Origin of the sequence: Paraburkholderia hospita (assembly GCF_002902965.1) — a bacterium.
In the GTDB taxonomy this organism is placed as follows: domain Bacteria; phylum Pseudomonadota; class Gammaproteobacteria; order Burkholderiales; family Burkholderiaceae; genus Paraburkholderia; species Paraburkholderia hospita.
In genome coordinates, this window is sequence record NZ_CP026105.1 from 360768 (window position 1) to 381028 (window position 20261).

General features: G+C 63.5%; 21 protein-coding genes. 16 read left to right on the top strand and 5 right to left on the bottom strand.

The genetic code is table 11. From position 1 onward, the window contains the following. The first annotated feature begins 26 nt into the window (after positions 1–26). The 4 genes from C2L64_RS54015 (at position 27) to C2L64_RS01580 (ending at position 2092) form a co-directional block, all read left to right on the top strand. Complete coding sequence (locus C2L64_RS54015) at positions 27–164, top strand: cytochrome oxidase small assembly protein (RefSeq protein ID WP_007579644.1); 138 nt, start codon at positions 27–29, stop codon at positions 162–164. Between the two features lie 63 nt (positions 165–227). Next, on the top strand, positions 228–842 hold the full coding sequence (locus C2L64_RS01570) for a cytochrome c oxidase assembly protein (protein ID WP_007579646.1): 615 nt from the start codon (positions 228–230) through the stop codon (positions 840–842). Positions 843–879: 37 nt separating this feature from the next. After that, positions 880–1086 carry a DUF2970 domain-containing protein gene (locus C2L64_RS01575; RefSeq protein ID WP_007579648.1) on the top strand — a complete coding sequence of 69 codons (207 nt, stop codon included), beginning with the start codon at positions 880–882 and terminating at the stop codon, positions 1084–1086. A 148-nt stretch (positions 1087–1234) separates the two neighbouring features. Next, a complete protein-coding gene (locus C2L64_RS01580; RefSeq protein WP_007579650.1) occupies positions 1235–2092 on the top strand; it encodes a cytochrome c oxidase subunit 3 in 858 nt (285 codons plus the stop codon). Positions 2093–2434: 342 nt separating this feature from the next. Here the strand turns inward: C2L64_RS01580 and C2L64_RS01585 are convergent, their stop codons facing one another. After that, entirely contained in the window at positions 2435–2644 is a 210-nt protein-coding gene (locus C2L64_RS01585) for a twin transmembrane helix small protein (protein ID WP_007579652.1), read from the bottom strand. Positions 2645–2731: 87 nt separating this feature from the next. Between C2L64_RS01585 and C2L64_RS01590 the strand changes: the two genes are divergently transcribed. The 5 genes from C2L64_RS01590 to C2L64_RS01610 all read left to right on the top strand — a co-directional run bounded on the left by C2L64_RS01590 (position 2732) and on the right by C2L64_RS01610 (position 6934). Further along, positions 2732–3499: an SURF1 family protein gene (locus tag C2L64_RS01590; RefSeq protein ID WP_090834959.1), complete on the top strand. Its 768-nt coding sequence runs from the start codon at positions 2732–2734 to the stop codon at positions 3497–3499. A gap of 69 nt (positions 3500–3568) precedes the next feature. Further along, positions 3569–4240, top strand: coding sequence for an SCO family protein (locus C2L64_RS01595; RefSeq protein WP_079484182.1), 672 nt, complete (start codon positions 3569–3571; stop codon positions 4238–4240). Between the two features lie 51 nt (positions 4241–4291). Further along, positions 4292–5401: a COX15/CtaA family protein gene (locus C2L64_RS01600; RefSeq protein WP_079484185.1), complete on the top strand. Its 1110-nt coding sequence runs from the start codon at positions 4292–4294 to the stop codon at positions 5399–5401. 5 nt (positions 5402–5406) lie between these two features. After that, entirely contained in the window at positions 5407–6312 is a 906-nt protein-coding gene (gene cyoE / locus C2L64_RS01605) for a heme o synthase (protein ID WP_007579660.1), read from the top strand. A 4-nt stretch (positions 6313–6316) separates the two neighbouring features. After that, a complete protein-coding gene (locus tag C2L64_RS01610; protein WP_007579662.1) occupies positions 6317–6934 on the top strand; it encodes an SCO family protein in 618 nt (205 codons plus the stop codon). Positions 6935–7015: 81 nt separating this feature from the next. Here the strand turns inward: C2L64_RS01610 and C2L64_RS01615 are convergent, their stop codons facing one another. After that, the gene (locus C2L64_RS01615) at positions 7016–7306 is read right to left on the bottom strand and encodes a YciI family protein (RefSeq protein ID WP_007579663.1); all 291 of its coding nucleotides are present in this window, start codon (positions 7304–7306) and stop codon (positions 7016–7018) included. 216 nt (positions 7307–7522) lie between these two features. Between C2L64_RS01615 and C2L64_RS01620 the strand changes: the two genes are divergently transcribed. Continuing rightward, positions 7523–9289, top strand: a complete 1767-nt coding sequence (locus C2L64_RS01620; RefSeq protein WP_090834960.1) for a methyl-accepting chemotaxis protein — start codon at positions 7523–7525, stop codon at positions 9287–9289. Between the two features lie 7 nt (positions 9290–9296). Here C2L64_RS01620 and C2L64_RS01625 read toward each other — a convergent pair whose 3' ends face one another. Beyond that, positions 9297–10115 carry an FkbM family methyltransferase gene (locus C2L64_RS01625; protein WP_090834961.1) on the bottom strand — a complete coding sequence of 273 codons (819 nt, stop codon included), beginning with the start codon at positions 10113–10115 and terminating at the stop codon, positions 9297–9299. Positions 10116–10447: 332 nt separating this feature from the next. Between C2L64_RS01625 and C2L64_RS01630 the strand changes: the two genes are divergently transcribed. Further along, complete coding sequence (locus tag C2L64_RS01630; protein WP_079498099.1) at positions 10448–11260, top strand: MetQ/NlpA family ABC transporter substrate-binding protein; 813 nt, start codon at positions 10448–10450, stop codon at positions 11258–11260. Between the two features lie 94 nt (positions 11261–11354). On the opposite strand, the gene C2L64_RS01635 is transcribed toward C2L64_RS01630, so the two are convergent. Further along, positions 11355–12278 carry a bifunctional helix-turn-helix transcriptional regulator/GNAT family N-acetyltransferase gene (locus C2L64_RS01635; RefSeq protein ID WP_090834962.1) on the bottom strand — a complete coding sequence of 308 codons (924 nt, stop codon included), beginning with the start codon at positions 12276–12278 and terminating at the stop codon, positions 11355–11357. Positions 12279–12655: 377 nt separating this feature from the next. Between C2L64_RS01635 and C2L64_RS01640 the strand changes: the two genes are divergently transcribed. The 5 genes from C2L64_RS01640 to nagE all read left to right on the top strand — a co-directional run bounded on the left by C2L64_RS01640 (position 12656) and on the right by nagE (position 20057). Beyond that, entirely contained in the window at positions 12656–13390 is a 735-nt protein-coding gene (locus C2L64_RS01640; protein ID WP_079484201.1) for a GntR family transcriptional regulator, read from the top strand. Between the two features lie 91 nt (positions 13391–13481). Beyond that, positions 13482–14585: an N-acetylglucosamine-6-phosphate deacetylase gene (nagA, locus tag C2L64_RS01645; protein ID WP_090834963.1), complete on the top strand. Its 1104-nt coding sequence runs from the start codon at positions 13482–13484 to the stop codon at positions 14583–14585. Further along, complete coding sequence (locus tag C2L64_RS01650; protein ID WP_090834964.1) at positions 14578–15585, top strand: SIS domain-containing protein; 1008 nt, start codon at positions 14578–14580, stop codon at positions 15583–15585. Before nagA ends, C2L64_RS01650 begins: the two co-directional genes overlap by 8 nt. A gap of 13 nt (positions 15586–15598) precedes the next feature. Next, the gene (gene ptsP / locus C2L64_RS01655) at positions 15599–18187 is read left to right on the top strand and encodes a phosphoenolpyruvate--protein phosphotransferase (RefSeq protein WP_090835048.1); all 2589 of its coding nucleotides are present in this window, start codon (positions 15599–15601) and stop codon (positions 18185–18187) included. Positions 18188–18296: 109 nt separating this feature from the next. Beyond that, positions 18297–20057: an N-acetylglucosamine-specific PTS transporter subunit IIBC gene (nagE, locus tag C2L64_RS01660; RefSeq protein WP_090834965.1), complete on the top strand. Its 1761-nt coding sequence runs from the start codon at positions 18297–18299 to the stop codon at positions 20055–20057. Positions 20058–20128: 71 nt separating this feature from the next. Here nagE and cydX read toward each other — a convergent pair whose 3' ends face one another. Then, entirely contained in the window at positions 20129–20248 is a 120-nt protein-coding gene (gene cydX, locus C2L64_RS01665; protein ID WP_007579673.1) for a cytochrome bd-I oxidase subunit CydX, read from the bottom strand. Positions 20249–20261 lie beyond the last annotated feature (13 nt).

Below are 20261 nucleotides of genomic sequence, written 5' to 3' on the forward strand. Positions count from 1 at the left end.
GCAACGCAGCATCAAGAAACGTGAGCATGACCCGGAATCCACAAAAAAGCCGTACGCCTGAAGAAATTCGTGCAGGGAATCTGCGACTCGGTCTGATTCTGCTTGCCGTCGTCGCCGTCTTTTTTCTGGGTGCCGTCGTCAAGCAGGTCTGGTTTGCTTCGTGACCTGACCTGACCTGCCGTGACGAGTTGGACTCACCTGTGCATGTGATCTGTTGAGGAAGTTCGATGTCGACGCAACCGCCCGCCGGGGCCGACCGCTCTTTTAACCGTCCGATGCTGTTCAAGCTCGTCGTCGTCGCGTTGTTGATGTTCGGCTTCGGCTTTGCGTTGATCCCGATGTATCGCGCGATCTGCGAGGTCACGGGCATCAACAACCTCGTGCAGCGTGACGCAACGGCGCGCGAGGCGAAGAACACGCAGGTCGACATGAGCCGCACGATTTCGATCGAGTTCGACGCCAATGCGCGCGGACCGCTCGGTTTCAAGCCGGAGCAGAACAGTATCGACGTGCATCCGGGCGAAGTGACGACGGTGATGTACGACGTGAGCAACCAGCAGGCGCGCACGATCCAGGCTCAGGCCATTCCGAGCTACGCGCCGAAGCAGGCCACGGAGTTCTTCAAGAAGATCGAGTGTTTTTGCTTTACGCAGCAGACGTTGAAGGCGAACGAGTCGAAGCGGATGCCAGTCGTGTTCGTCGTCGATCCGAAATTGCCGAAAGACGTGAAGACGATCACGCTGTCGTACACGTTCTTCGAACTGAACGCGCCTGCACCCACGGCGCGCGGCACGCAAGGTCAGACGGCGGACGGTGCAGCGAAAGCAACGAACCCGGCCTGACGCGTACCAACGACGCTTGCCCAAAGAAGGCGAGGATATGAACGATAGCGGTCGCGGCAGGAAGAGCAGTTTCGGCCAGTCGATGAAAGCGGTGATGTGGTCGTTTTTCGGTGTGCGCAAACGGCGCGATCTGGAAGCGGATGCCACGCAGTTGAATCCGCTGCACGTGATCATCGCGGCGCTGATCGGCGCGGCGATTTTCATCGGGGTGTTGATCCTGATCGTGCGCGTGGTGGTCGGCTAGTCGAGCGTTGGAGCGGGGCAAGACTCAATGGACGGAGCAGGGCGGCGCAACGCAGCGCGCCGTTGGAGATAGAGCCGGGGCGCAGCGCAGTCGGCTGCGGATTCAACCGGACCAAGCAGAACAACTGGACTGAAGTGGAGAATCAACGATGAGCGGTCAAAACGAGAGCCCGTACTATTTCATACCGCACCCGTCGCGGCATCCGATCAGCGCTGCGATTGGCCTGCTGGTCATGCTCGGATCGTTTGCGGCGTGGGTGAACGGCGAGCCGTGGGCGCCCATCACGGCGCTGGTCGGTCTGCTTTGGCTGCTCTTCACGCTGTACCACTGGTTCGGCGATGCGATCTCCGAGTCGGAAGGCGGCATGTACGGCAAGAAAGTCGATGCGTCGTACCGCTGGAGCATGAGCTGGTTCATCTTTTCGGAAGTGATGTTCTTCGGCGCGTTTTTCGGCGCGCTGTTCTATGCACGCGAGATCGCGATGCATCAGCTTGGCAGTCTCGACTACAAGCTGATCTGGCCGGATTTCACGGCGGTATGGCCGAATATCGGACCGGCTGACCTCGTGTCGCACTTCAAGTCGATGACGCCGTGGCCCGTGCCGACCATCAACACGGCGCTGCTGCTGTCGTCGGGCGCGACGCTGACGGTCTCGCACCACGCGCTGCGCGACAATCACCGCACGAAAGCGATTGCATGGCTCGCAGCCACGCTGGTGCTGGGCATCTCGTTCCTGTTCCTGCAAGGCTTCGAGTATTTCCACGCGTACAACGAACTGAACCTGACGCTCGCATCGGGCGTGTACGGCTCGACGTTCTTCCTGCTGACGGGCTTCCACGGTTTCCACGTGTTCCTCGGCGGCACGATGCTGGCCGTCGTGCTGGTGCGAATGATCCGCGGCCATTTCACGGCTGATCATCACTTCGCTTTCGAAGGCGCGGCCTGGTACTGGCACTTTGTCGACGTCGTGTGGCTGGGTCTGTACATCGTCGTGTACTGGCTGTAAGCGTCGTTCGAACGCCACGGAGCCTGCGCAAATCGTGCGTCATATCGACGCATCGAGGCACCGCAGGCAGCCTGAAAGCGGTTGGTATCAGGCGCGGTCGGAGCGTCGAATGCGTTGGTGTGAGAGCTGTATCGTAAAAGACTTGGACAGCGCCGCCCTCGACCCCGTCAGGGCGGCGTTTTGCTTCGATGGTGTGAGGATTTCGCCGATTGCGTAACGATGTATTGCCTGATCGGCGCGAAATTAAGTGGCATACTTCGCCGTCAATTTGAGACGGCACCGTCAGGTCGGCGCACTGCGAGACTGCGTGCTGTTACCGCTGAACGTACTGGACGTGTGCCGTCAGCGTCCGTACGGAATGCCCGTCGAATGAATCCAGCCCATCCAGTTCGCGAACAGGATGAACAGGAACAGCGTAATCGACAGGCCGACACGTGTCGCGAGCGACCAGACCATACGCTTCGTTCTGCCCCGGTCGTGCATCATGAAGTACAGCGCGGACACCATGCTGCCGATGATCAGAACGAACGCGATGGGAACGAGAATGTGCATGGAACCAACTGAAATTCAGGAAAGCGAAGGCAACGATTTCATTATCGCACCGCACGCAATGGTTCGTGTTCCGACCAGAATCGCACGATGAAGATTCGTCTCATACCGATGCTGCTGATTCTGATCGTCGTCGCGGTGACGGTGCGGCTCGGTTTCTGGCAACGCGACCGCGCGCATCAGAAGGAAGCGTTGCAGGCGCAGATCACGCAGTTCGAGAGCGCGCCCGCGCAGACCGTGGGCGCCGCGCCCGTCGCGCTGAAGGACATCGAGTTTCATCGCGTGCATGCGGTCGGACAGTTTATGCCGCAGCAAGTGGTGTACCTCGATAATCGCCCGTATAACGACCAGCCGGGCTTTTACGTCGTGATGCCCTTTAAACTGCGCGACGGCGGCGTAGTGCTCGTCAATCGAGGCTGGCTGCCGCGCAACATGAACGAGCGCACGGCGATCGCGCCGTACGACACGCCGAAGGGCGAGATCGAAATCGAAGGCATCGCGCGTGCCGACGCGACCCGCGCGTACGAACTCGGTGAGGGTGGCTCGGCCGCGCATCAGACGATTCGCCAGAATCTCGATGTCGCGTCGTACGCGGCGGAAACGGGCTTGCCGCTGCAGCCGTTCGTGATCCAACAGACGAGCGACGACGGCGACAAGCTCGTGCGCGACTGGCCCGCGCCGACGTCGGGCGTCGAACGCAACTACGGCTATATGGCCCAGTGGTGGGGCATGGCCGCCGCCGCAGTGATTTTCGGCCTGTATGCGGCCCGGCGTGCGGCGAAGAATGCGAATCGGATCGAGAGCAAGGGACCGGAAGGCGGCGACGCGGCCAACAACGGACAGGCGCCCCGGGCGTGATGCTTCACGCGTCGCTCGGCTGCAGCTTACAGGCGTGATGCAAGCGCCATCATGAAAAGAGGATCACGAGTGTCGACGCAAAACCCCCGTTCGCAGCAAACCGGACAGCAACCCGCGCAACGCGGGCAGGGTAAGGTTCCGGGCCAGCCGAACGGCAAAGGCTCGTGGCAGCGCGGCCGCTGGACACTGCTGCTGATCGCGCTGGTCTGCGCGGCGCCCGTCATCGGGTCTTATTTCACGTACTACGTGATCAAGCCGAAGGGCAGCGCGACGAGCTACGGCACGCTGATCGAGCCGCAACGCCCGATCCCCGACGCGCTCGTCGTCACGGCCGAGGACGGCAAGCCGATGAAGCTCGCGTCCTTGCGCGGCCGCTGGCTGCTGATTTCCGTCGACAGCAGCGCATGCGACAAGCCTTGTGTGACGAAGCTGTATTTCATGCGCCAGGTGCGCGCGACCCAGGCGGGCGAGCGCGAGCGCATCGTCAACGTGTTTCTGCGCACGGATGCCAGCAAGGTGCCCGACGTCGTCGATAACGCGTACAAGGACACGGAGATGCTGATCGCCGATCCGAAGGAAGTGAGCGCATGGCTGCCCGCCGACGAAGGCACACAGGTCTCCGATCACATCTATATGGTCGACCCGAACGGCAACCTGATGATGCGGTTCCCGAAAGACGCAAACCCGAGCAAGATCAAAGGTGATGTCACGAAACTGCTCAGAAATTCGGGTATCGGCTAAAGTGCCGCGAGCACGTTGAAACTCGCCTGGTGGCGAGAGAAGGAAAGATAGATGTTCGTATTGCAACTGGGACTGATCGGGCTGTGCGTTGCGCTGCTGCCGCTGTCGTACGTGTGGGTGAAAGCCGACGACAACAAGTTCCGCAAGCTGGTCTGGGTCACGACCTTCCTGACGCTGGACCTCGTGATGTTCGGCGGCTTCACGCGCCTGACCGACTCGGGCCTCGGCTGCCCGGACTGGCCGGGCTGCTACGGCACGTCGTCGCCGTTCATCGCGCACGCGGCGATCAATGCCGCGTATCACGCGATGCCGTCGGGCCCCGTCAGCATGACGAAGGCATGGATCGAGATGATCCACCGCTACTTCGCGATGGCGATCGGCGTGCTGATCGTCGCGCAGACGGTCATCGCGTGGGTCGCGCGCATCAAGCGCCGTCCGCTGCATGTATCGCCGTGGTGGCCGACGTCGCTGCTGCTGCTGATTCTGGTGCAGGGCGCGTTCGGCGCATGGACCGTGACGATGAAGCTGCAACCCGTGATCGTGACGATTCATCTGTTGCTCGGGCTCGCGCTGCTCGGCACGCTCGGCTGGCTCGCCGCGCGTCAGACGCCGCTACCCGCGTACGAGCCCGAAGCGTCGCAGTGGCGTGTTGCCGCGCTGTTCGGCCTAGCGCTGCTGATCGTGCAAATCGCACTCGGCGGCTGGGTCAGCACGAACTACGCGGTGCTCGCCTGCACCGATTTCCCGACCTGCAACGGCCAGTGGCTTCCGCCGATGGACTTCGAGCACGGCTTCCATCTGTGGCGCGCACTCGGCATGACGGGCGACGGCGACGTGATCACGCAGGACGCGCTGGTCGCGATCCACTGGACACATCGCACGTTCGCGTTTGTCGTGGTCGCGTATCTGCTGTGGTTCGCGCTGAAAATGCGCCGCTTCGAGTCGCTGCGGCGGCCCGCGAACGGCGTGCTGCTCGTGATCGTGATCCAGTTCATCACGGGCCTGTCGAACATCGTTTTGCAATGGCCTTTGCCCATTGCCGTCGCCCATAACGGCGGGGCCGCGATCCTGCTGCTCCTGCTCGTTATGCTAAACTTTCGAATCGCTTATAGCCGTCCCGGCCGCGCCGTCGTTCACGCGCGCGACGCCGCGCCAGCGTGACCCACATGGACAGCACAACTCTCCCCCATTCGCCCGGTAGCCGGATTTCTCAATACATTGCGCTGACGAAGCCGCGTGTCACGCAGCTCGCCGTGTTTTGCGCAGTGATCGGCATGTTCCTGGCCACGCCCGGCATGGTGCCGTGGACGGTGCTGATCGGCGGCGCAGTCGGCATCTGGTTGCTGGCGGGCGCTGCGTTCGCGATCAACTGTCTCGTCGAACAGAAAGTCGACGCGAAAATGCGCCGCACCGCGTGGCGTCCTTCGGCGCGCGGCGAGATCACCACTTCACAGATTCTGCTGTTCTCGGCCGTGCTCGGCGGCCTTGGCATGTGGACGCTCTATACGTTCACCAACGCGCTGACCATGTGGCTCACTATCGCCACGTTCGTCGGCTATGCGATCGTCTACACGCTGCTGCTCAAGCCTTATACGCCGCAGAACATCGTGATCGGCGGCGCATCGGGCGCGATGCCGCCGGCGCTCGGCTGGGCGGCCGTGACGGGCGCCGTTCCCGGCGACGCGTGGATTCTCGTGCTGATCATCTTCGTGTGGACGCCGCCGCATTTCTGGGCGCTCGCGCTGTATCGCCGCAAGGACTACGAAAACGCCGGCCTGCCGATGCTGCCGATCACGCACGGCGAGCAGTACACGCGTCTGCATATCTTGCTGTACACCATCATTCTGTTCGCGGTAACGATGATGCCGTTTATCTCGGGCATGAGCGGAATCGTGTATCTGGCGTCGGCGGTTCTGTTGGGTGCCGTGTTCCTCGCGTATGCGTGGAAGATTTATCGGGAATATTCGGACGACCTCGCGCGTAAAACCTTCCGTTATTCGATCGTTTATCTGTCGCTGCTGTTTGCGGCGCTGTTGATCGACCACTATTCGCGTGCCTTGATCGGCGCGTAATACCATGCTCACTAAACGGTTCGCGCGCGCGGCGCGCGTTGCTCTCGTCGCGTGCGCGCTCGGCGGCGCGGCGCTGATGTCGGGATGCGGGAAAGAACAGCCCGCGTTCACGAACGTCGATATCACGGGGAACAAGCAGTTCGGCGCCGACTTCTCGCTGCCGGATTCGAGCGGCAAGCTGCGCTCGCTTGCCGACTACAAGGGCAAGGTCGTCGTGATGTTCTTCGGCTATACGCATTGCCCCGACGTCTGCCCGACGACGATGGCCGAGCTTTCGCAGGCGCTCCAGCAACTCGGCCCCGAAGACGCGAAGCGCGTGCAGGTGCTGTTCGTCACCGTAGATCCTGAGCGCGATACGCCTGAACTGATGTCGCAGTACGTGCCGGCGTTCAATCCGACGTTCGTCGGGCTGCGCCCTGCCGATCAGGAGCAGCTGACGAAGGTGACGAAGGACTTTCGCGTCTACTACGCGAAGGTGCCGGGCAAGACGCCCGACAGCTACACGATGGATCACACGGCCGCGAGCTACGTGTTCGATACCGACGGCAAGCTGCGCCTTTTCGCGCGTGACGGGCAGGGCGCATCGCCGTGGGTGCACGATCTGAAGCTGTTGCTCGGCTGAACGAGCGGCGCAAAAGTCGCACATTGAAATGAAAAAGGCTGCACGACGACGTGCAGCCTTTTTCATTTTCTAAGCCCCAGTTCACTCGGGCGCTTTCAGATTCATCCCCGGCGCCATCCGCGTCGCCTTGAACTCCGTCACGTCATAGCGTGCCACCTTCTGCTGCGCAAACGGATCGCTCGCGAGAATCTCGTCGAGTCTCGATCGTTCGATACCCGCCGCGATGATCACGCCGCCGTCGCGCGGCACCTTCGGCCCTGCCATGATGAACACGCCCGCATCGAACTGACGCGTCAGGAACGCGCGGTGTGCTTCCAGCGCATCGTCGACACGATCCAGCGATGCCGTGTAGCTGAGGGAGACGACATACATAAAATACCTCGCAAATGGGGAAGAGGCGGACGGCGCGCGTAGGCGCCGCATCCCGCCATTATCGGCTGACACGGCGCGGGGCGTGACTGGCGGCCCGCCTCAAGTCGGCGCATCGATTTGCCGTTATCCAGGAGAGCAATCGTTTGCGCCCATTCTGTCTTAAGCGGGCGCCGCAGATTTGCCAAAGATGTGACCACACCACAAGAGACCAACACAATGAGTAGGATGAGTCTGAACCGCAAGCTGTGGTTATCGCTTGTGCTCGTATGGCTGGGCTTGCTGGGCGTCGGATTGTGGAGCGCGGTGGAAACCCGTTCGACGATGCTCGACGAGCGCAAGGCAGGCATGGTGAATCTCGTCGATGCCGCGCAAGGGGTCGTGAGCGGCTACTACGCACTTTCGCAGGCCGGCAAGATGAGCGAGGCCGATGCGCAGCGCGAAGCGCTCGCGCGTCTCGCGACGATGCGTTACGGCGAGTCCGGTTATCTGTTCGTGATGAATTCGAAGCCCGTGGTGCTGATGCATCCGACCTTGCCGCAGATGAACGGCAAAGCGGTGGGCGACTTCAAGGACCCGGACGGCAAGCTGCTGTACGTGTCGATCGTCGATGCGGCGAAGGCGACGGGCAAAGGCTTCGCCGAATACCGCGGACGTCTGCCGCACAGCGAAGAGGCTGTGCCGAAAATCAGCTATGCCGTGCGTTTCGCGCCGTGGGACTGGAACATCGTGAGTGGCGTATTCGTGCGCGACATCGATACCGCTTACTACGCGAACCTGATCGAGCATTTCATCGTCGTGCTGGTGATCGGCGCGGGGATTTCGTTCGCGATGTTGCTGATCATCCGCAATGTGCGCGGCAGCCTAGGCGGCGAGCCGCAGGATGCCGCAAAGCTCGCGGCGCGTATCGCGACGGGCGACCTCACGCAGATCGTGTTCGTGCGCGCGAACGATTCGTCGAGCATGATGGCCGCGATGAACGAGATGCAAAGCCGCTTGCAGCGCACGATTGGCGAGATTCGTCAGTCGGCGGAGTCGATTGCGTCGGCGACGCAGGAGATCGCGGCGGGCAACGGCGATCTGTCGCAGCGCACGGAGCAGCAGGCGGCGTCGTTGCAGGAAACGGCGGCGAGCATGGAAGAGCTGACGGCGACCGTCAAGCAGAACGCCGACAACGCGCGCCAGGCGAGCGGTCTTGCGAACAATGCGTCTGAGATCGCGACAAAGGGCAACGAGGTCGTCAACCGCGTGATCAACACGATGACGGAGATTAACGATAGCTCGCGGCAGATCTCGGACATCATCGGCGTCATCGAGGGCATCGCGTTCCAGACGAACATTCTCGCGCTGAACGCGGCCGTCGAAGCGGCGCGCGCGGGCGAACAGGGCCGCGGCTTCGCGGTCGTCGCGGGCGAGGTGCGCAGTCTTGCGCAACGTTCGGCGACGGCGGCGAAGGAAATCAAGCAGCTGATCGGCGCATCGGTGGAGCGCGTCAACAACGGCTACACGCTCGTCGAGCAGGCAGGCACGACGATGAGCGAGATCATGCAGGCGGTGCGCCGCGTGACGGACATCATGGGCGAGATCGCCGCGGCGTCGGAAGAGCAGAGCAGCGGCATCTCGCAGGTGGGACGTGCGGTCACTCAGATGGACGAGGTCACGCAGCAGAACGCGGCGCTTGTCGAGCAGGCTGCGGCCGCTGCTGCATCGCTGCAGGATCAGGCGACGCGTCTGCGTCAGACGATCGGTGCGTTCCGGGTAAATGGCGGTGAGCCGCTGGTCGCTGCGAAGACGGTTCCTGCGGCAGCGAAGAAGGTCGTGAATGCAGCGGCGAAGCCAGCCGCGAAGCCGGCAACCACCGCTGCCGCGACGGCGACGAAAGCGGACCTCGGTGCGCGCGAGGCCACGAGACCGGCCGTGAAGACGGATGCGTCGCCGCGTCCGGTAAAGGCGTCGTCATCCGATGACGATTGGACTACCTTCTAACGGCTCCTCAACCGAGAACGAGACCGTTCTCGGTTTGATGGATGTGCTGCAAGGTCGGGTCGGATTCGTGGATCGCCAGTTGATCGATTCCATAGTCAAACTGACGATAACCGAGTTCGGTTAGAAAAGTCTGAATCGCGTTGCGATCGGACTTGATCATTTCAATCAGCATGACGGGGCGGTGCTGTTCGAGCACGGCGCGTGCTCCGCGCAGTACGTCGAGTTCCATCCCTTCGACGTCGAGCTTCAGAAAGTCCAGCCGATTGAGACTCAGCGAAGGCAGATCGATCACGGGCACCTTGACGCCGTCCTGCGCGTCGTAAGAGATCGGCTGCCCGATGGCCTCGGTATTTTCGCGTTGGCGCAGTTCCAGACTGCCGAAGCTCGCGGGCCGCGTATAGTCGGGCCGCGGCACGATCATCTCTCCGCAGCTTTCGCCCAGTGCCGTCAGCCGCGCTCGCACGTTCATGCAGTTGTTGAGCGCGATGTTGCCCGCCAGCGCGTAATACACAGCTTCCTGGGCTTCGAACGAGTGCACATCGCCCCATCCGTACATGTGCCGCGACCATTCGATCGTATGCACACCGATGTTCGCGCCCCCGTCGATTGCGATCACGCCGTCGCCGAAATGGCGGCGGCGCAGGTCGAGAATCAGGAGTGCGAGTTTAATTTCGTTGAGATCGAACTGCGATGCCGTGAGCAACTGAAAGCCGACGCCGAACACGCCGCCGTCCTGTTTGATCGCGAAATCGTTGCGGTTGACGATCATGTTGCCGTGGTTGGTCGAGGCGAGAACGAAGGCGATGGGGCGAGCGGGATATGACATGTGTCTCTCGTTTGAGTCGTGAGTGGAGTGTCCGCAACGAAGGCTGGGTGAGATGCGCCCGACGAATCGATTGGGCTTGGTAGGCATGCTTATCTTAAAAAGGCGGCGGGTATGCCCCTATAGGACGACTCCTAAAACACCATGCGCAACGAGGCACGCCATGCAACCCCGTGACAAAGCCGCGCGGGACAACGCGCATACCCATATGCGAACCCTGTATTTCCCATCGACGCGCGGCTGTGAGACGATTTAGGGCTCGACACTTCGCGGGCTACGTCAATGTGCCCGCTGTCGAATACGAATCCGAAACAAGGCAGTCAAGAGAGAATCACATGCAGCGCAGAACACTCATCAAGGTCTTTTCCGCAGCGCTCGCTTCGGCGGCGCTCGTCACGAGCTTCGGCGCACGTGCCGACGACAAGGTCATCAAGGTCGGCACGATCAGCGGCCCCGACGCGCAAATCTGGTCGGTAGTGCAGAAGGTCGCGAAGCGCGAAGGCCTGAACGTGAAGGTCATCGAGTTCAACGACTACGTGCAGCCGAACGCCGCGCTCGACGCAGGCGATCTCGACGCGAACAGCTTCCAGCATCAGCCGTATCTCGACAGCCAGATCAAGCAGCGCGGCTACAAGATCGTCAACGCCGGTCTGACCTACATCTCGCCGCTTGGCGTCTACTCGAAGAAGCTGAAGTCGCTGAAGGATTTGCCGCAAGGCGCGAAGATCGCGGTTCCGAACGATCCGTCGAATGAAAATCGCGCATTGCTGCTGTTGCAGTCGCAAGGCGTGATCAAGCTGAAGGCGGGCGCGGGCACGAACGGCAGCAACGCGACGCCGCTCGATGTCGCCGACAATCCGAAGAAGGTGAAGCTGATCGAACTGGACGCAGCACAATTGCCGCGTTCGCTCTCCGACGTCGATGCCGCCGCGATCAACACGAACTTCGCGCTGGCAGCCGGCCTGCAGCCGACCAAAGATGCAATCGCGCTCGAAGACCTGCACAGCCCGTACGCGAACCTGATCGCCGTGCGCATCAAGGACAAGGATCAGCCGTGGGTGAAGAAGCTGGTCGCGGCGTATCAGTCGGAAGACGTGCGTCAGTTCATCAAGACGGAGTTCAAGGGTTCGGTCGTGCCGTCGTTCTAAGCGACGCGGCCTGATCGCGTGATGTGAAAGAAAAGCGCCACGGGAGACCGTGGCGCTTTTTTTGTGCGCGTAGCAAAGGCACGAGACGCAGCCGCTATAGCGCGCGCTCCCATTGCTCGATGACGAGATCGCGTCCAAAGCGCCGTTCGGGTGCCGTCGATACCAGCGTAAAGCCAGCCTGCGTAACGAGCCGCCGCGTGTCGTCGAGCGAACTCTCGCTTTCGACGGAGAGCGTACGGTAGCCCGCGCGCTTCGCGAAGCGCACGCATTCGTTGATCAGTTGCGCGCCGATGCCGAGCCGCCGCACGTCCGGTTCGACATACAGCATACGCACACTCGCCTGCATGTCGGATGCCGTCGCGACGAGCGCCGAACCGACAATCAAGCCATCCTGTTCCGCGACCCAGCAGATTTCGCGCAACGTGTCGTGACCCTGCGCAAAGCGCGCGGCCTGCTGCGCGAGCAGCGCTTCGAACGTGTGATCCCAGCCGTGGCCGTATGCGAACAGCTGCGCCTGGCGCGACACCAGCCAACCGTATTCGCCCGCACGCGGCGCACGCAGCGTGACGATGCTATGCCGCGGCCGCTCGTCGAGCAGGCGCTCGATCAGCTTCATCGCGTGGATCAGTTGATCCTGCGAATGCGGCGCGAGCCGCGCGAGAACGGCGCCGACCTCGTCGAGCGCGGCGGCGTCGAGCGGCTGGTACGCGGCAAGCCCCGCCTCGGTCAACGATACGAGCGACTGGCGCGCGTCGATCTCCGACGTCCGCCGCGAAATCAGGTTGCGCCGTTCGAAGCTCGACAGCAGCCGGCTCAGATAGCCGCTGTCGATGCCGAGATTGCGCGCGAGCGCCGCCGCCGTCTGGTGCTCGCTGCGCGACAGTTCGTGCATGACCCGCACCTCGGTCAGCGAATACGGGCTTTTCTGCAGATGTTCGTGCAGCGCCCCGATGTACTGCGTGTAAAAACGATTGAAATGGCGGACGGCTTCCGCCCGGACTATAGCGGGATCGTTCACCGTTTCCGCTCCCCGTATTGGCCTGTCATTCGGTTCACCAAGCTATGTTGTTTCCATCGAGTGATCGCTCGCGAATTTCGAAGTTTGCACCAGATCGTTAATAAAGAGGTATGACATTTGCGGGTTAACGCACGCAACTTGACAGACGATTCGTGAGGACCAGTTGGGCAACTGGTCTCAGATGCGGGTATGTCCTAATGCCAGCGGGCTGTCAGTTGGAAACCGCTTAATTCGCCGAATTCCTTATTGGGCAAGGGTTTGCTTGATGTAGACCAGCTAGATACCAGCTCGTTGACTGGTATTATTGTGGTTATATAATGGGCTCCAGTTTCGCAGGCCGAGCAGTCCAGTCCCCTCACGATCCCCGACCGAGCCATATGGAAACCCGTTGGTCCGCACTGACACCTGACGCCCGCAACGTCACGCCGCTGTACCTGCAGCTCGCCCGCAATCTGGCGACGGCGATCCATTGCGGCGTGTGGTCGGCGGGTGAGGCACTGCCGTCGGAGCGCTCGTTGTCCGATGCGATCGGCGTGTCGCGTATCACGGCGCGCAAGGCGATTGCGCTGCTGGTCGAGCAAGGCTTGATCCGGCGCGCGCGCGGCGCGGGCAGCTTCATCACGCCGCGCGTCGAAGATCCGCTGTCGCGTCTCACCGGCTTCACGAAGAAGATGGAGCAGCGCGGCTTCCGCCCGGATTCGATATGGCTCGAACGCGAGGTCCGCAGCGCGACGCGCGACGAGATCGTGCATCTGGGGCTGTCGCCGGGCGCGTCCGTCGCGAGCCTGCGCCGGCTGCGCCGCGCCGACGGCATCGTGATGGCCGTCGAGCATTCGTCGCTGCCCGTGTCGATCGTGTCCGATCCGCAGGCCATCGGCGGCTCGCTCTACAGTTACCTGGAGCAGCGCGGCATGCCCGTCGTGCGCGCGCTGCAGCACTTTCGCGCCGTCAACGCGTCGAGCGAGATCGCCACGCTGATGGACCTCGAACAAGGCAGCGCACTGTTGTTGATCACGCGCGTGGGCTACAGCGCGGATCAGCGTGCCATCGAACTCACCGATACCTATTGCCGGGACGACTACTACGACTTCGTCGCTGAACTGCGGCTGTGAGCTGGCGCGCTGACAGGCGCGACGGCAGACAAACGGAACGCACGCGGCGCGAATCAGTCACGCACTGCATAACGCAACATCAGAGAGACTCATGCTGACCGGAAACATACTCACCCCTGAAGGCTGGATCCACGGCACGATCGAATCCGCAAACGGCCGCATCACGGCCATCACGGGCAACGCCGCCGATCCGTCGACCAACGACGCGCCGTACATCCTGCCCGGCTTCATCGATCTGCACGTGCATGGCGGCGGCGGCGCCGACGTGATGGAAGCGGGCGACGCGATCGAGGCGATCACTCGCACGCATGCGCGCTTCGGCACGACGAGCCTGCTCGCCACCACGATGACGGCGCCGCGCGACGAGCTGATGGCCGTCGTCGCGGGCCTCGGCGACGTCGCGAAGAACCGCGTGTCGGGCGGCGCGCGCGTGCTCGGTGTGCACCTCGAAGGTCCGTACATCAATCCCGGCAAGCTCGGCGCGCAGCCTGACGCGGCCGTGTCGGCTGTGCTCGACGAAGTGCTGAAGTATCTGTCGATCGCGCCCATCCGCGTCGTCACGATTGCGCCGGAAATTTCCGGCCACATGGAGATCATCTCCGAGATCAACGCGCGCGGCGTGCGCGTGCAGCTCGGCCACTCGCTCGGTACATACGACGACGCAGTCGCCGCGATGAAGCACGGCGCGCGCAGCTTCACGCACCTGTTCAACGCGATGTCGCCGCTGCATCACCGCAATCCCGGGATGGTCGGCGCGGCGCTCGCGCACGCCGAGTACGCGGAAATCATTCCCGACCTGCTGCACGTGCATCCGGGCGCGATCCGCGCCGCGATGCGCGCGATCCCGCGCCTCTATGTAGTGACGGACAGCACGTCGGCGACGGGCATGCCTGACGGCGAATATCGCCTCGGCAGCCAGCACGTGACGAAGTGCCTCGGCGGCGTACGTCTTGCCGACGGCACGCTCGCAGGCAGCACGCTGACGATGGATCAGGCGCTGCGCAACCTCGTATCGCTCGGCCTGCCGATGGCCGAGGTGTCAAATCGTATGTCCCGTTACGCCGCCGACTATCTCGGCCTCGAAGACCGCGGCCGTCTCGCGCGCGGCGCGTGGGCAGACATCGTCGTGTTCGATCGCGAACTGGCGTTGACGGCGACTTACGTCGAAGGAGAATCGATTGTCGAATATGCTTAAAGAGGCGCTGGCGTCCGCTGACGTGGTCGCCGCGCAGCTCAACGATACGTCGCGCGTGGAAGCGCTCGCGGCCCGTCTCGCCCAGGAGCCGCGTCATGTCGCGCTGACGGTGGCGCGCGGCAGCTCGGATCACGCGGCGAGTTACTTCGCCTCGCTGACGATGAGCCGTGTCGGCCTGCCCGTCGCGTCGCTGCCGATGTCCGTTGCGACCCTTCAACAAGCGCCGCTGCAGGTGCGTAATCAACTCGCGCTCGGGTTCTCGCAATCGGGCAAGAGCCCCGATCTGGTCGGCACGATGCAGGCACTGCGCGAAGCGGGTGCGCTGACCGTGGCCGCTGTCAACGTGCCCGGCTCGCCGCTCGAAGACGCGTGCGAGTTCTATCTGCCGCTGCTTGCCGGTCCCGAACTGAGCGTCGCGGCGACCAAGAGCTATATCGCGATGCTGTCCGTGTCGGCGCAACTCGTCGCGCACTGGCAGAAGGACGAAGCGTTGCTCGACGGCCTGAAGTCGCTGCCGGACGCACTGCGCCGCGCAGGCGCGCTCGACTGGTCGAAGGCCGTCGATGAACTGCGCGGCGCCGAACGCATGATCGTGATCGGCCGTGGTCTTGGCCTCGCGATCGCGCAGGAAGCGGCGTTGAAGCTCAAGGAAACGTCGGGCATCCAGGCCGAGGCGTTTTCGAGCGCCGAAGTGCGTCACGGTCCGATGGAACTGATCGACCGCGACTATCCGCTGCTCGTGTTCGCACCGCGCGGACCGGAGCAGGCAGGCCTGTTGCAGCTCGCACGCGACATGCAGGCGCGCGGCGCCCGCGTGCTGCTCGCCGCACCGGACGACGTACCCGAAGCCACCTTGCCGCTCGTATCGACGGCGCACGCGGCGCTCGATCCGATTGCCGCAATCCTTTCTTTCTACGTGATGGCTGCCGGCCTCGCCGCCGCTCGCGGACGCAACCCTGATGCGCCGCGCCATCTGATGAAAGTTACCGAAACTCATTGATCGAGAGATGCAGATGCGACGTGTCGAGGAGTCCCGTTTGAAGAGCCATTCCGAAGGCCATATTGTCCTGCTCGCGCCGATGACGGGTCCCGTCGTCCCGCTCGCGAAGGTGCCCGACCCGGTGTTTTCGGGTGGCATGTTCGGCGACGGCATCGGTATCGATCCGCTGGAAGGCAAGCTCGTTGCGCCGTGCGACGGCGTTGTGATGCATCTGGCGCGCACCGGCCACGCCGTCACGATCGCGACGGCAGAAGGCGCCGAAATCCTGCTGCATATCGGTATCGACACGGTCGAGCTGAACGGCAAGGGCTTCGCGCCGCTGATCGAGCAGGGTGCGAGCGTGCGCACCGGCGACGTCCTGATCGAGTTCGATCAGGACGCGGTTGCGCGCAGTGCGCCGAGTCTCGTGTCGGTGATCGCGATTGCGAACTCGGATGCGTTCGAGATCGTCGAGCGCGCTGCGGCTGATGGCGTGCTCAAGGCAGGCCAGTCGCCGCTCCTCACGCTGCGCGTGCGCGACGGCGCGGCCGTGGCGGCATCGCGCGAAGCGTCGAGCGTGAGCGAAGAAGCGCGCCAGACGATCGTGCTCGAGCATGCTGGCGGTCTGCATGCGCGTCCGGCGGCGCGCGCCCGTGAAGCGGCGCGCGGTCTCGATGCGCGTGTCGAAGTGCGTTTCGAAGGCAAGAAGGCGGCGATCGAAAGCGTCGTTGGCTTGCTCGGCCTGGGCGCGGGGCAGGGTGCGACGGTCGAGATCGTCGGTATCGGCGCGCAGGCTGGTGCGGCCGTCGAGGCCGTGGTGCGCGAACTGACGCGCGAGGCGCACGGCGAAGCGGAAGAAAAGCCCGCGTGCCAGTTGTCGCCGGCGCCCGTTGCAGCCGCGCCGAAGACGGGCGAGCCGCTCGCGCCGAACACGCTCGCGGGCGTGTGCGCGGCGCCCGGCATCGCTGTCGGCAAGCTCGTGCGTTGGGACGATGCCGACATCGATCCGCCGGAGACGACGAGCAACACGCCCGCCGCCGAAAGCCGTGCGCTCGACAAGGCGATCGCCGCCGTCGACGCCGAACTGAACACAACCGTGCGCGACGCATCGCAACGCGGCGCGCATGGCGAAGCGGGCATTTTCGCGGTGCATCGCGTGCTGCTCGAAGACCCGACGTTGATCGACGCCGCGCGCGATCTGATCAGCCTCGGCAAGAGCGCGGGCTTTGCGTGGCGCGAGGCGATCCGTGCGCAGATCGGCGTGCTGTCGAACGTCGGCGATGCACTGCTCTCCGAACGCGCCGCCGACTTGCGCGACCTCGAAAAGCGCGTGCTGCGCGCGCTCGGTTACTCGAACGCGGCTTCGCGCTCGCTGCCCGATGAAGCCGTGCTGAGCGCGGACGAGTTCACGCCGTCCGATCTGTCGTCGCTGGATCGCAAGCGCGTCACGGCGCTCGTGATGGCGCGCGGCGGCGCGACGTCGCACGCGGCGATCATCGCGCGTCAGGCGGGTATTCCCGCGCTGGTCGCGATGGGCGATGCGCTGCACGCGATCGCCGACGGTACGCAGGTCGTCGTCGACGCGACGGCGGGCCGTCTGGAATACGCGCCGAGCGCACTCGATGTCGAACGCGCGCGCAACGAGCGTGAGCGTCTGGCCGGCGTGCGCGAAGTGAATCGCCGCACGTCGCAGCAAGCCGCCGCCACCAGCGATGGCCGCGCGATCGAAGTCGCCGCCAACATCGCGACACTCGAGGACGCAACCACTGCTGTCGACAACGGCGCAGATGCCGTAGGCCTGCTGCGCACCGAACTGTTGTTCATCCATCGCCAGGCGGCGCCGACCGTCGACGAACATCGCCAGAGCTATCAGTCGATCGTCGAAGCGCTGAAGGGCCGCACGGCCATCATCCGTACGCTCGATGTCGGCGCGGACAAGGAAGTCGATTACCTGACGCTGCCGCCCGAACCGAACCCGGCGCTCGGTCTGCGCGGCATCCGTCTCGCGCAGGTGCGCCCGGATCTGCTCGAAGACCAGTTGCGCGGCCTGCTCGCAGTTCAGCCCTTGGGCAAGGTGCGCATCCTGCTGCCGATGGTCACGGACGTGGGCGAACTCGTGCGGCTGCGCAAGCGGATCGACGAGCTTGCCGCCGAGGCCGGCCGCGCGGAGAAGATCGAAGTCGGCGTGATGATCGAAGTGCCGTCGGCGGCGCTGCTCGCGGATCAGCTGTCGAAGCACGCGGACTTCCTGTCGATCGGCACCAACGATCTCACGCAATACACGCTCGCCATGGACCGCTGCCAGCCGGATCTCGCCGCCCAGGCGGACGGCCTGCATCCGGCCGTGCTGCGCCTCGTTTCGGCGGCGGTGCAGGGCGCCGATAAGCACGGCAAGTGGATCGGCGTGTGCGGCGCGCTTGCGGGCGATCCGCTCGCGGTGCCGCTGCTCGTCGGCCTCGGCGTGACCGAACTGTCGGTCGACCCCGTGTCCGTGCCCGGCATCAAGGCACGCGTACGCAAACTCGATTATCAGTTGTGCCGTCAGCGCGCCCAGGACGCTCTGGCGCTCGAATCGGCACAAGCGGTAAGAGCCCTGAGCCGCGAAATCTGGCCGCAAGACTGATGGCGCTTGCGTCGCAACCAGTCTGAAAGGCCAGATCCGTCAGCTCGACATTTCACCCAGCATGTAAAGCAATTACGCAACTACACGAGACAAAGGAGTGGAGGTATCAATGGATGGAAATCCGTTTCTGAAGATTCAGCGCCTTGGCCGCGCACTGATGCTGCCGATCGCGGTTTTGCCCGTCGCCGGCCTGTTGCTGCGCCTCGGCCAGCCCGATGTATTCAACATCAAGATGATCGCCGACGCGGGCGGCGCGATCTTCGACAACCTGCCGCTTCTGTTCGCGATCGGCGTCGCTGTCGGCTTTGCGAAGGACAATAACGGCGTTGCGGCGCTGGCGGGCGCGATCGGTTATCTGATCGAAGTCGCCGTGATGAAGGACATCAACGACAAGCTCAACATGGGCGTGCTGTCGGGGATCATCGCCGGTATCGTCGCGGGGATGCTGTACAACAAGTACAAGGACATCAAGCTTCCCGATTACCTCGCGTTCTTCGGAGGGAAACGCTTCGTGCCGATTGTCACGGGGGTGGCGTGTCTGGTGTTAGGCATCGTGTTCGGCTACGCGTGGGGTCCTGTTCAGGGCGCCATCGACGCAGCCGGCCACTGGCTGACGACGGCGGGCGCAGTCGGCGCGTTCGTGTTCGGTCTGCTTAACCGTCTGCTGCTGGTAACGGGCCTGCATCACATCCTGAACTCGCTCGCGTGGTTCGTGTTCGGCTCGTTCACGCCGCCGGGCGGCGCCGCTGTAACGGGCGACCTGCACCGCTTCTTCGCGGGCGATCCGACGGCGGGCACGTTCATGACGGGCTTCTTCCCGGTTATGATGTTCGGTCTCCCCGCAGCGTGTCTCGCGATGTTCCATGAAGCGCCGAAGGAGCGCCGCGCGATGGTTGGCGGCCTGCTGTTCTCGATGGCCCTGACGTCGTTCCTGACGGGCGTGACGGAGCCGATCGAATTCAGCTTCATGTTCCTTGCGCCTGTGCTGTACGCGATTCACGCGGTGCTGACGGGTCTGTCGCTCGCGATCTGCTCGGCGCTCGGCATCAAGCTCGGCTTCACGTTCTCGGCGGGTGCGATCGACTACGTGCTGAACTACGGCCTGTCGACAAAGGGCTGGGAAGCGATTCCCATCGGCATCGCGTATTCCATCGTCTACTACGGTCTGTTCCGCTTCTTCATCCGCAAGTTCAACATGGCAACGCCGGGCCGTGAGGCGGAAACGCCGGAAGTGGCCAATGAGTCGTACGCGTCTGCCGGTTATGTGGCACCTGTCGAAGGTGCGGCGGCAGCGTCGGGCACGCGCGCGCAGCGTTACATCGCGGCGCTAGGCGGTGCGGCGAATCTGTCGGTGGTCGATGCTTGCACGACGCGTCTGCGTCTGTCGGTGGTGGATTCGGAGAAGGTGTCGGAGAACGGTCTGAAGTCGATCGGCGCGCGCGGCGTGTTGAATCGCGGCGGCGGCAACGTGCAGGTGATCATCGGACCGGAAGCGGACATGATCGCCGATGAAATCCGTACGACGATCGCGAGCGGCGGCGCGGTGGCGGCTGTTTCGCCTGCTGCTGTGTCGGCCAAGCCGGCTGCTGCCGCTGCGGCTCCGGCTGCTGCGACGGGCAACGGCCCGCTCGATCCGGACCCGCTGCGTTGGCTCGCCGTGTTCGGCGGCGTGACCAATGTCGCTTCGCTCGAAGCCGTCGCGGCGACGCGTCTGCGTATCGTCGTGCGCGATCCGTCGGCCGTCGATCGCCAGCGTCTCGACACGCTGAGCGTCGCGTGGGTGTCGACGGATACGTTCCACATCGTCGTTGGCGAAGATGCGCAGCGGTACGCGCAGCAACTGTCGACGCGCCTGACGGCAACGGCCTGACGTTCGTCCCGGCGAGAGCTTTTGGCAAATGAAATCGGCGCCCCGCGGGGCGCCGATTTTCGTTTACCCGCTTAACGTTGGTCCGGGTCGGCGTCCGGCTCGACGGCATTGTTCGCTTCGAGCCACATCACGTTGATGATGCCGAGCGCGAGCGCAAGTCCAATACCAAGAATCCAGCTGAAATACCACATGGTTTGCTCCTCT

What these genes read in the sequence shown, in the direction of transcription:
- C2L64_RS54015 (WP_007579644.1), top strand. Translation starts at nt 27, where the DNA reads ATGACCCGGAATCCACAAAAAAGCCGTACGCCTGAAGAAATTCGTGCA.
- C2L64_RS01570 (WP_007579646.1), top strand. Translation starts at nt 228, where the DNA reads ATGTCGACGCAACCGCCCGCCGGGGCCGACCGCTCTTTTAACCGTCCG.
- C2L64_RS01575 (WP_007579648.1), top strand. Translation starts at nt 880, where the DNA reads ATGAACGATAGCGGTCGCGGCAGGAAGAGCAGTTTCGGCCAGTCGATG.
- C2L64_RS01580 (WP_007579650.1), top strand. Translation starts at nt 1,235, where the DNA reads ATGAGCGGTCAAAACGAGAGCCCGTACTATTTCATACCGCACCCGTCG.
- C2L64_RS01585 (WP_007579652.1), bottom strand. Translation starts at nt 2,644, where the DNA reads ATGCACATTCTCGTTCCCATCGCGTTCGTTCTGATCATCGGCAGCATG.
- C2L64_RS01590 (WP_090834959.1), top strand. Translation starts at nt 2,732, where the DNA reads ATGAAGATTCGTCTCATACCGATGCTGCTGATTCTGATCGTCGTCGCG.
- C2L64_RS01600 (WP_079484185.1), top strand. Translation starts at nt 4,292, where the DNA reads ATGTTCGTATTGCAACTGGGACTGATCGGGCTGTGCGTTGCGCTGCTG.
- cyoE (WP_007579660.1), top strand. Translation starts at nt 5,407, where the DNA reads ATGGACAGCACAACTCTCCCCCATTCGCCCGGTAGCCGGATTTCTCAA.
- C2L64_RS01610 (WP_007579662.1), top strand. Translation starts at nt 6,317, where the DNA reads ATGCTCACTAAACGGTTCGCGCGCGCGGCGCGCGTTGCTCTCGTCGCG.
- C2L64_RS01615 (WP_007579663.1), bottom strand. Translation starts at nt 7,306, where the DNA reads ATGTATGTCGTCTCCCTCAGCTACACGGCATCGCTGGATCGTGTCGAC.
- C2L64_RS01620 (WP_090834960.1), top strand. Translation starts at nt 7,523, where the DNA reads ATGAGTAGGATGAGTCTGAACCGCAAGCTGTGGTTATCGCTTGTGCTC.
- C2L64_RS01625 (WP_090834961.1), bottom strand. Translation starts at nt 10,115, where the DNA reads ATGTCATATCCCGCTCGCCCCATCGCCTTCGTTCTCGCCTCGACCAAC.
- C2L64_RS01630 (WP_079498099.1), top strand. Translation starts at nt 10,448, where the DNA reads ATGCAGCGCAGAACACTCATCAAGGTCTTTTCCGCAGCGCTCGCTTCG.
- C2L64_RS01640 (WP_079484201.1), top strand. Translation starts at nt 12,656, where the DNA reads ATGGAAACCCGTTGGTCCGCACTGACACCTGACGCCCGCAACGTCACG.
- nagA (WP_090834963.1), top strand. Translation starts at nt 13,482, where the DNA reads ATGCTGACCGGAAACATACTCACCCCTGAAGGCTGGATCCACGGCACG.
- C2L64_RS01650 (WP_090834964.1), top strand. Translation starts at nt 14,578, where the DNA reads ATGCTTAAAGAGGCGCTGGCGTCCGCTGACGTGGTCGCCGCGCAGCTC.
- ptsP (WP_090835048.1), top strand. Translation starts at nt 15,599, where the DNA reads ATGCGACGTGTCGAGGAGTCCCGTTTGAAGAGCCATTCCGAAGGCCAT.
- nagE (WP_090834965.1), top strand. Translation starts at nt 18,297, where the DNA reads ATGGATGGAAATCCGTTTCTGAAGATTCAGCGCCTTGGCCGCGCACTG.
- cydX (WP_007579673.1), bottom strand. Translation starts at nt 20,248, where the DNA reads ATGTGGTATTTCAGCTGGATTCTTGGTATTGGACTTGCGCTCGCGCTC.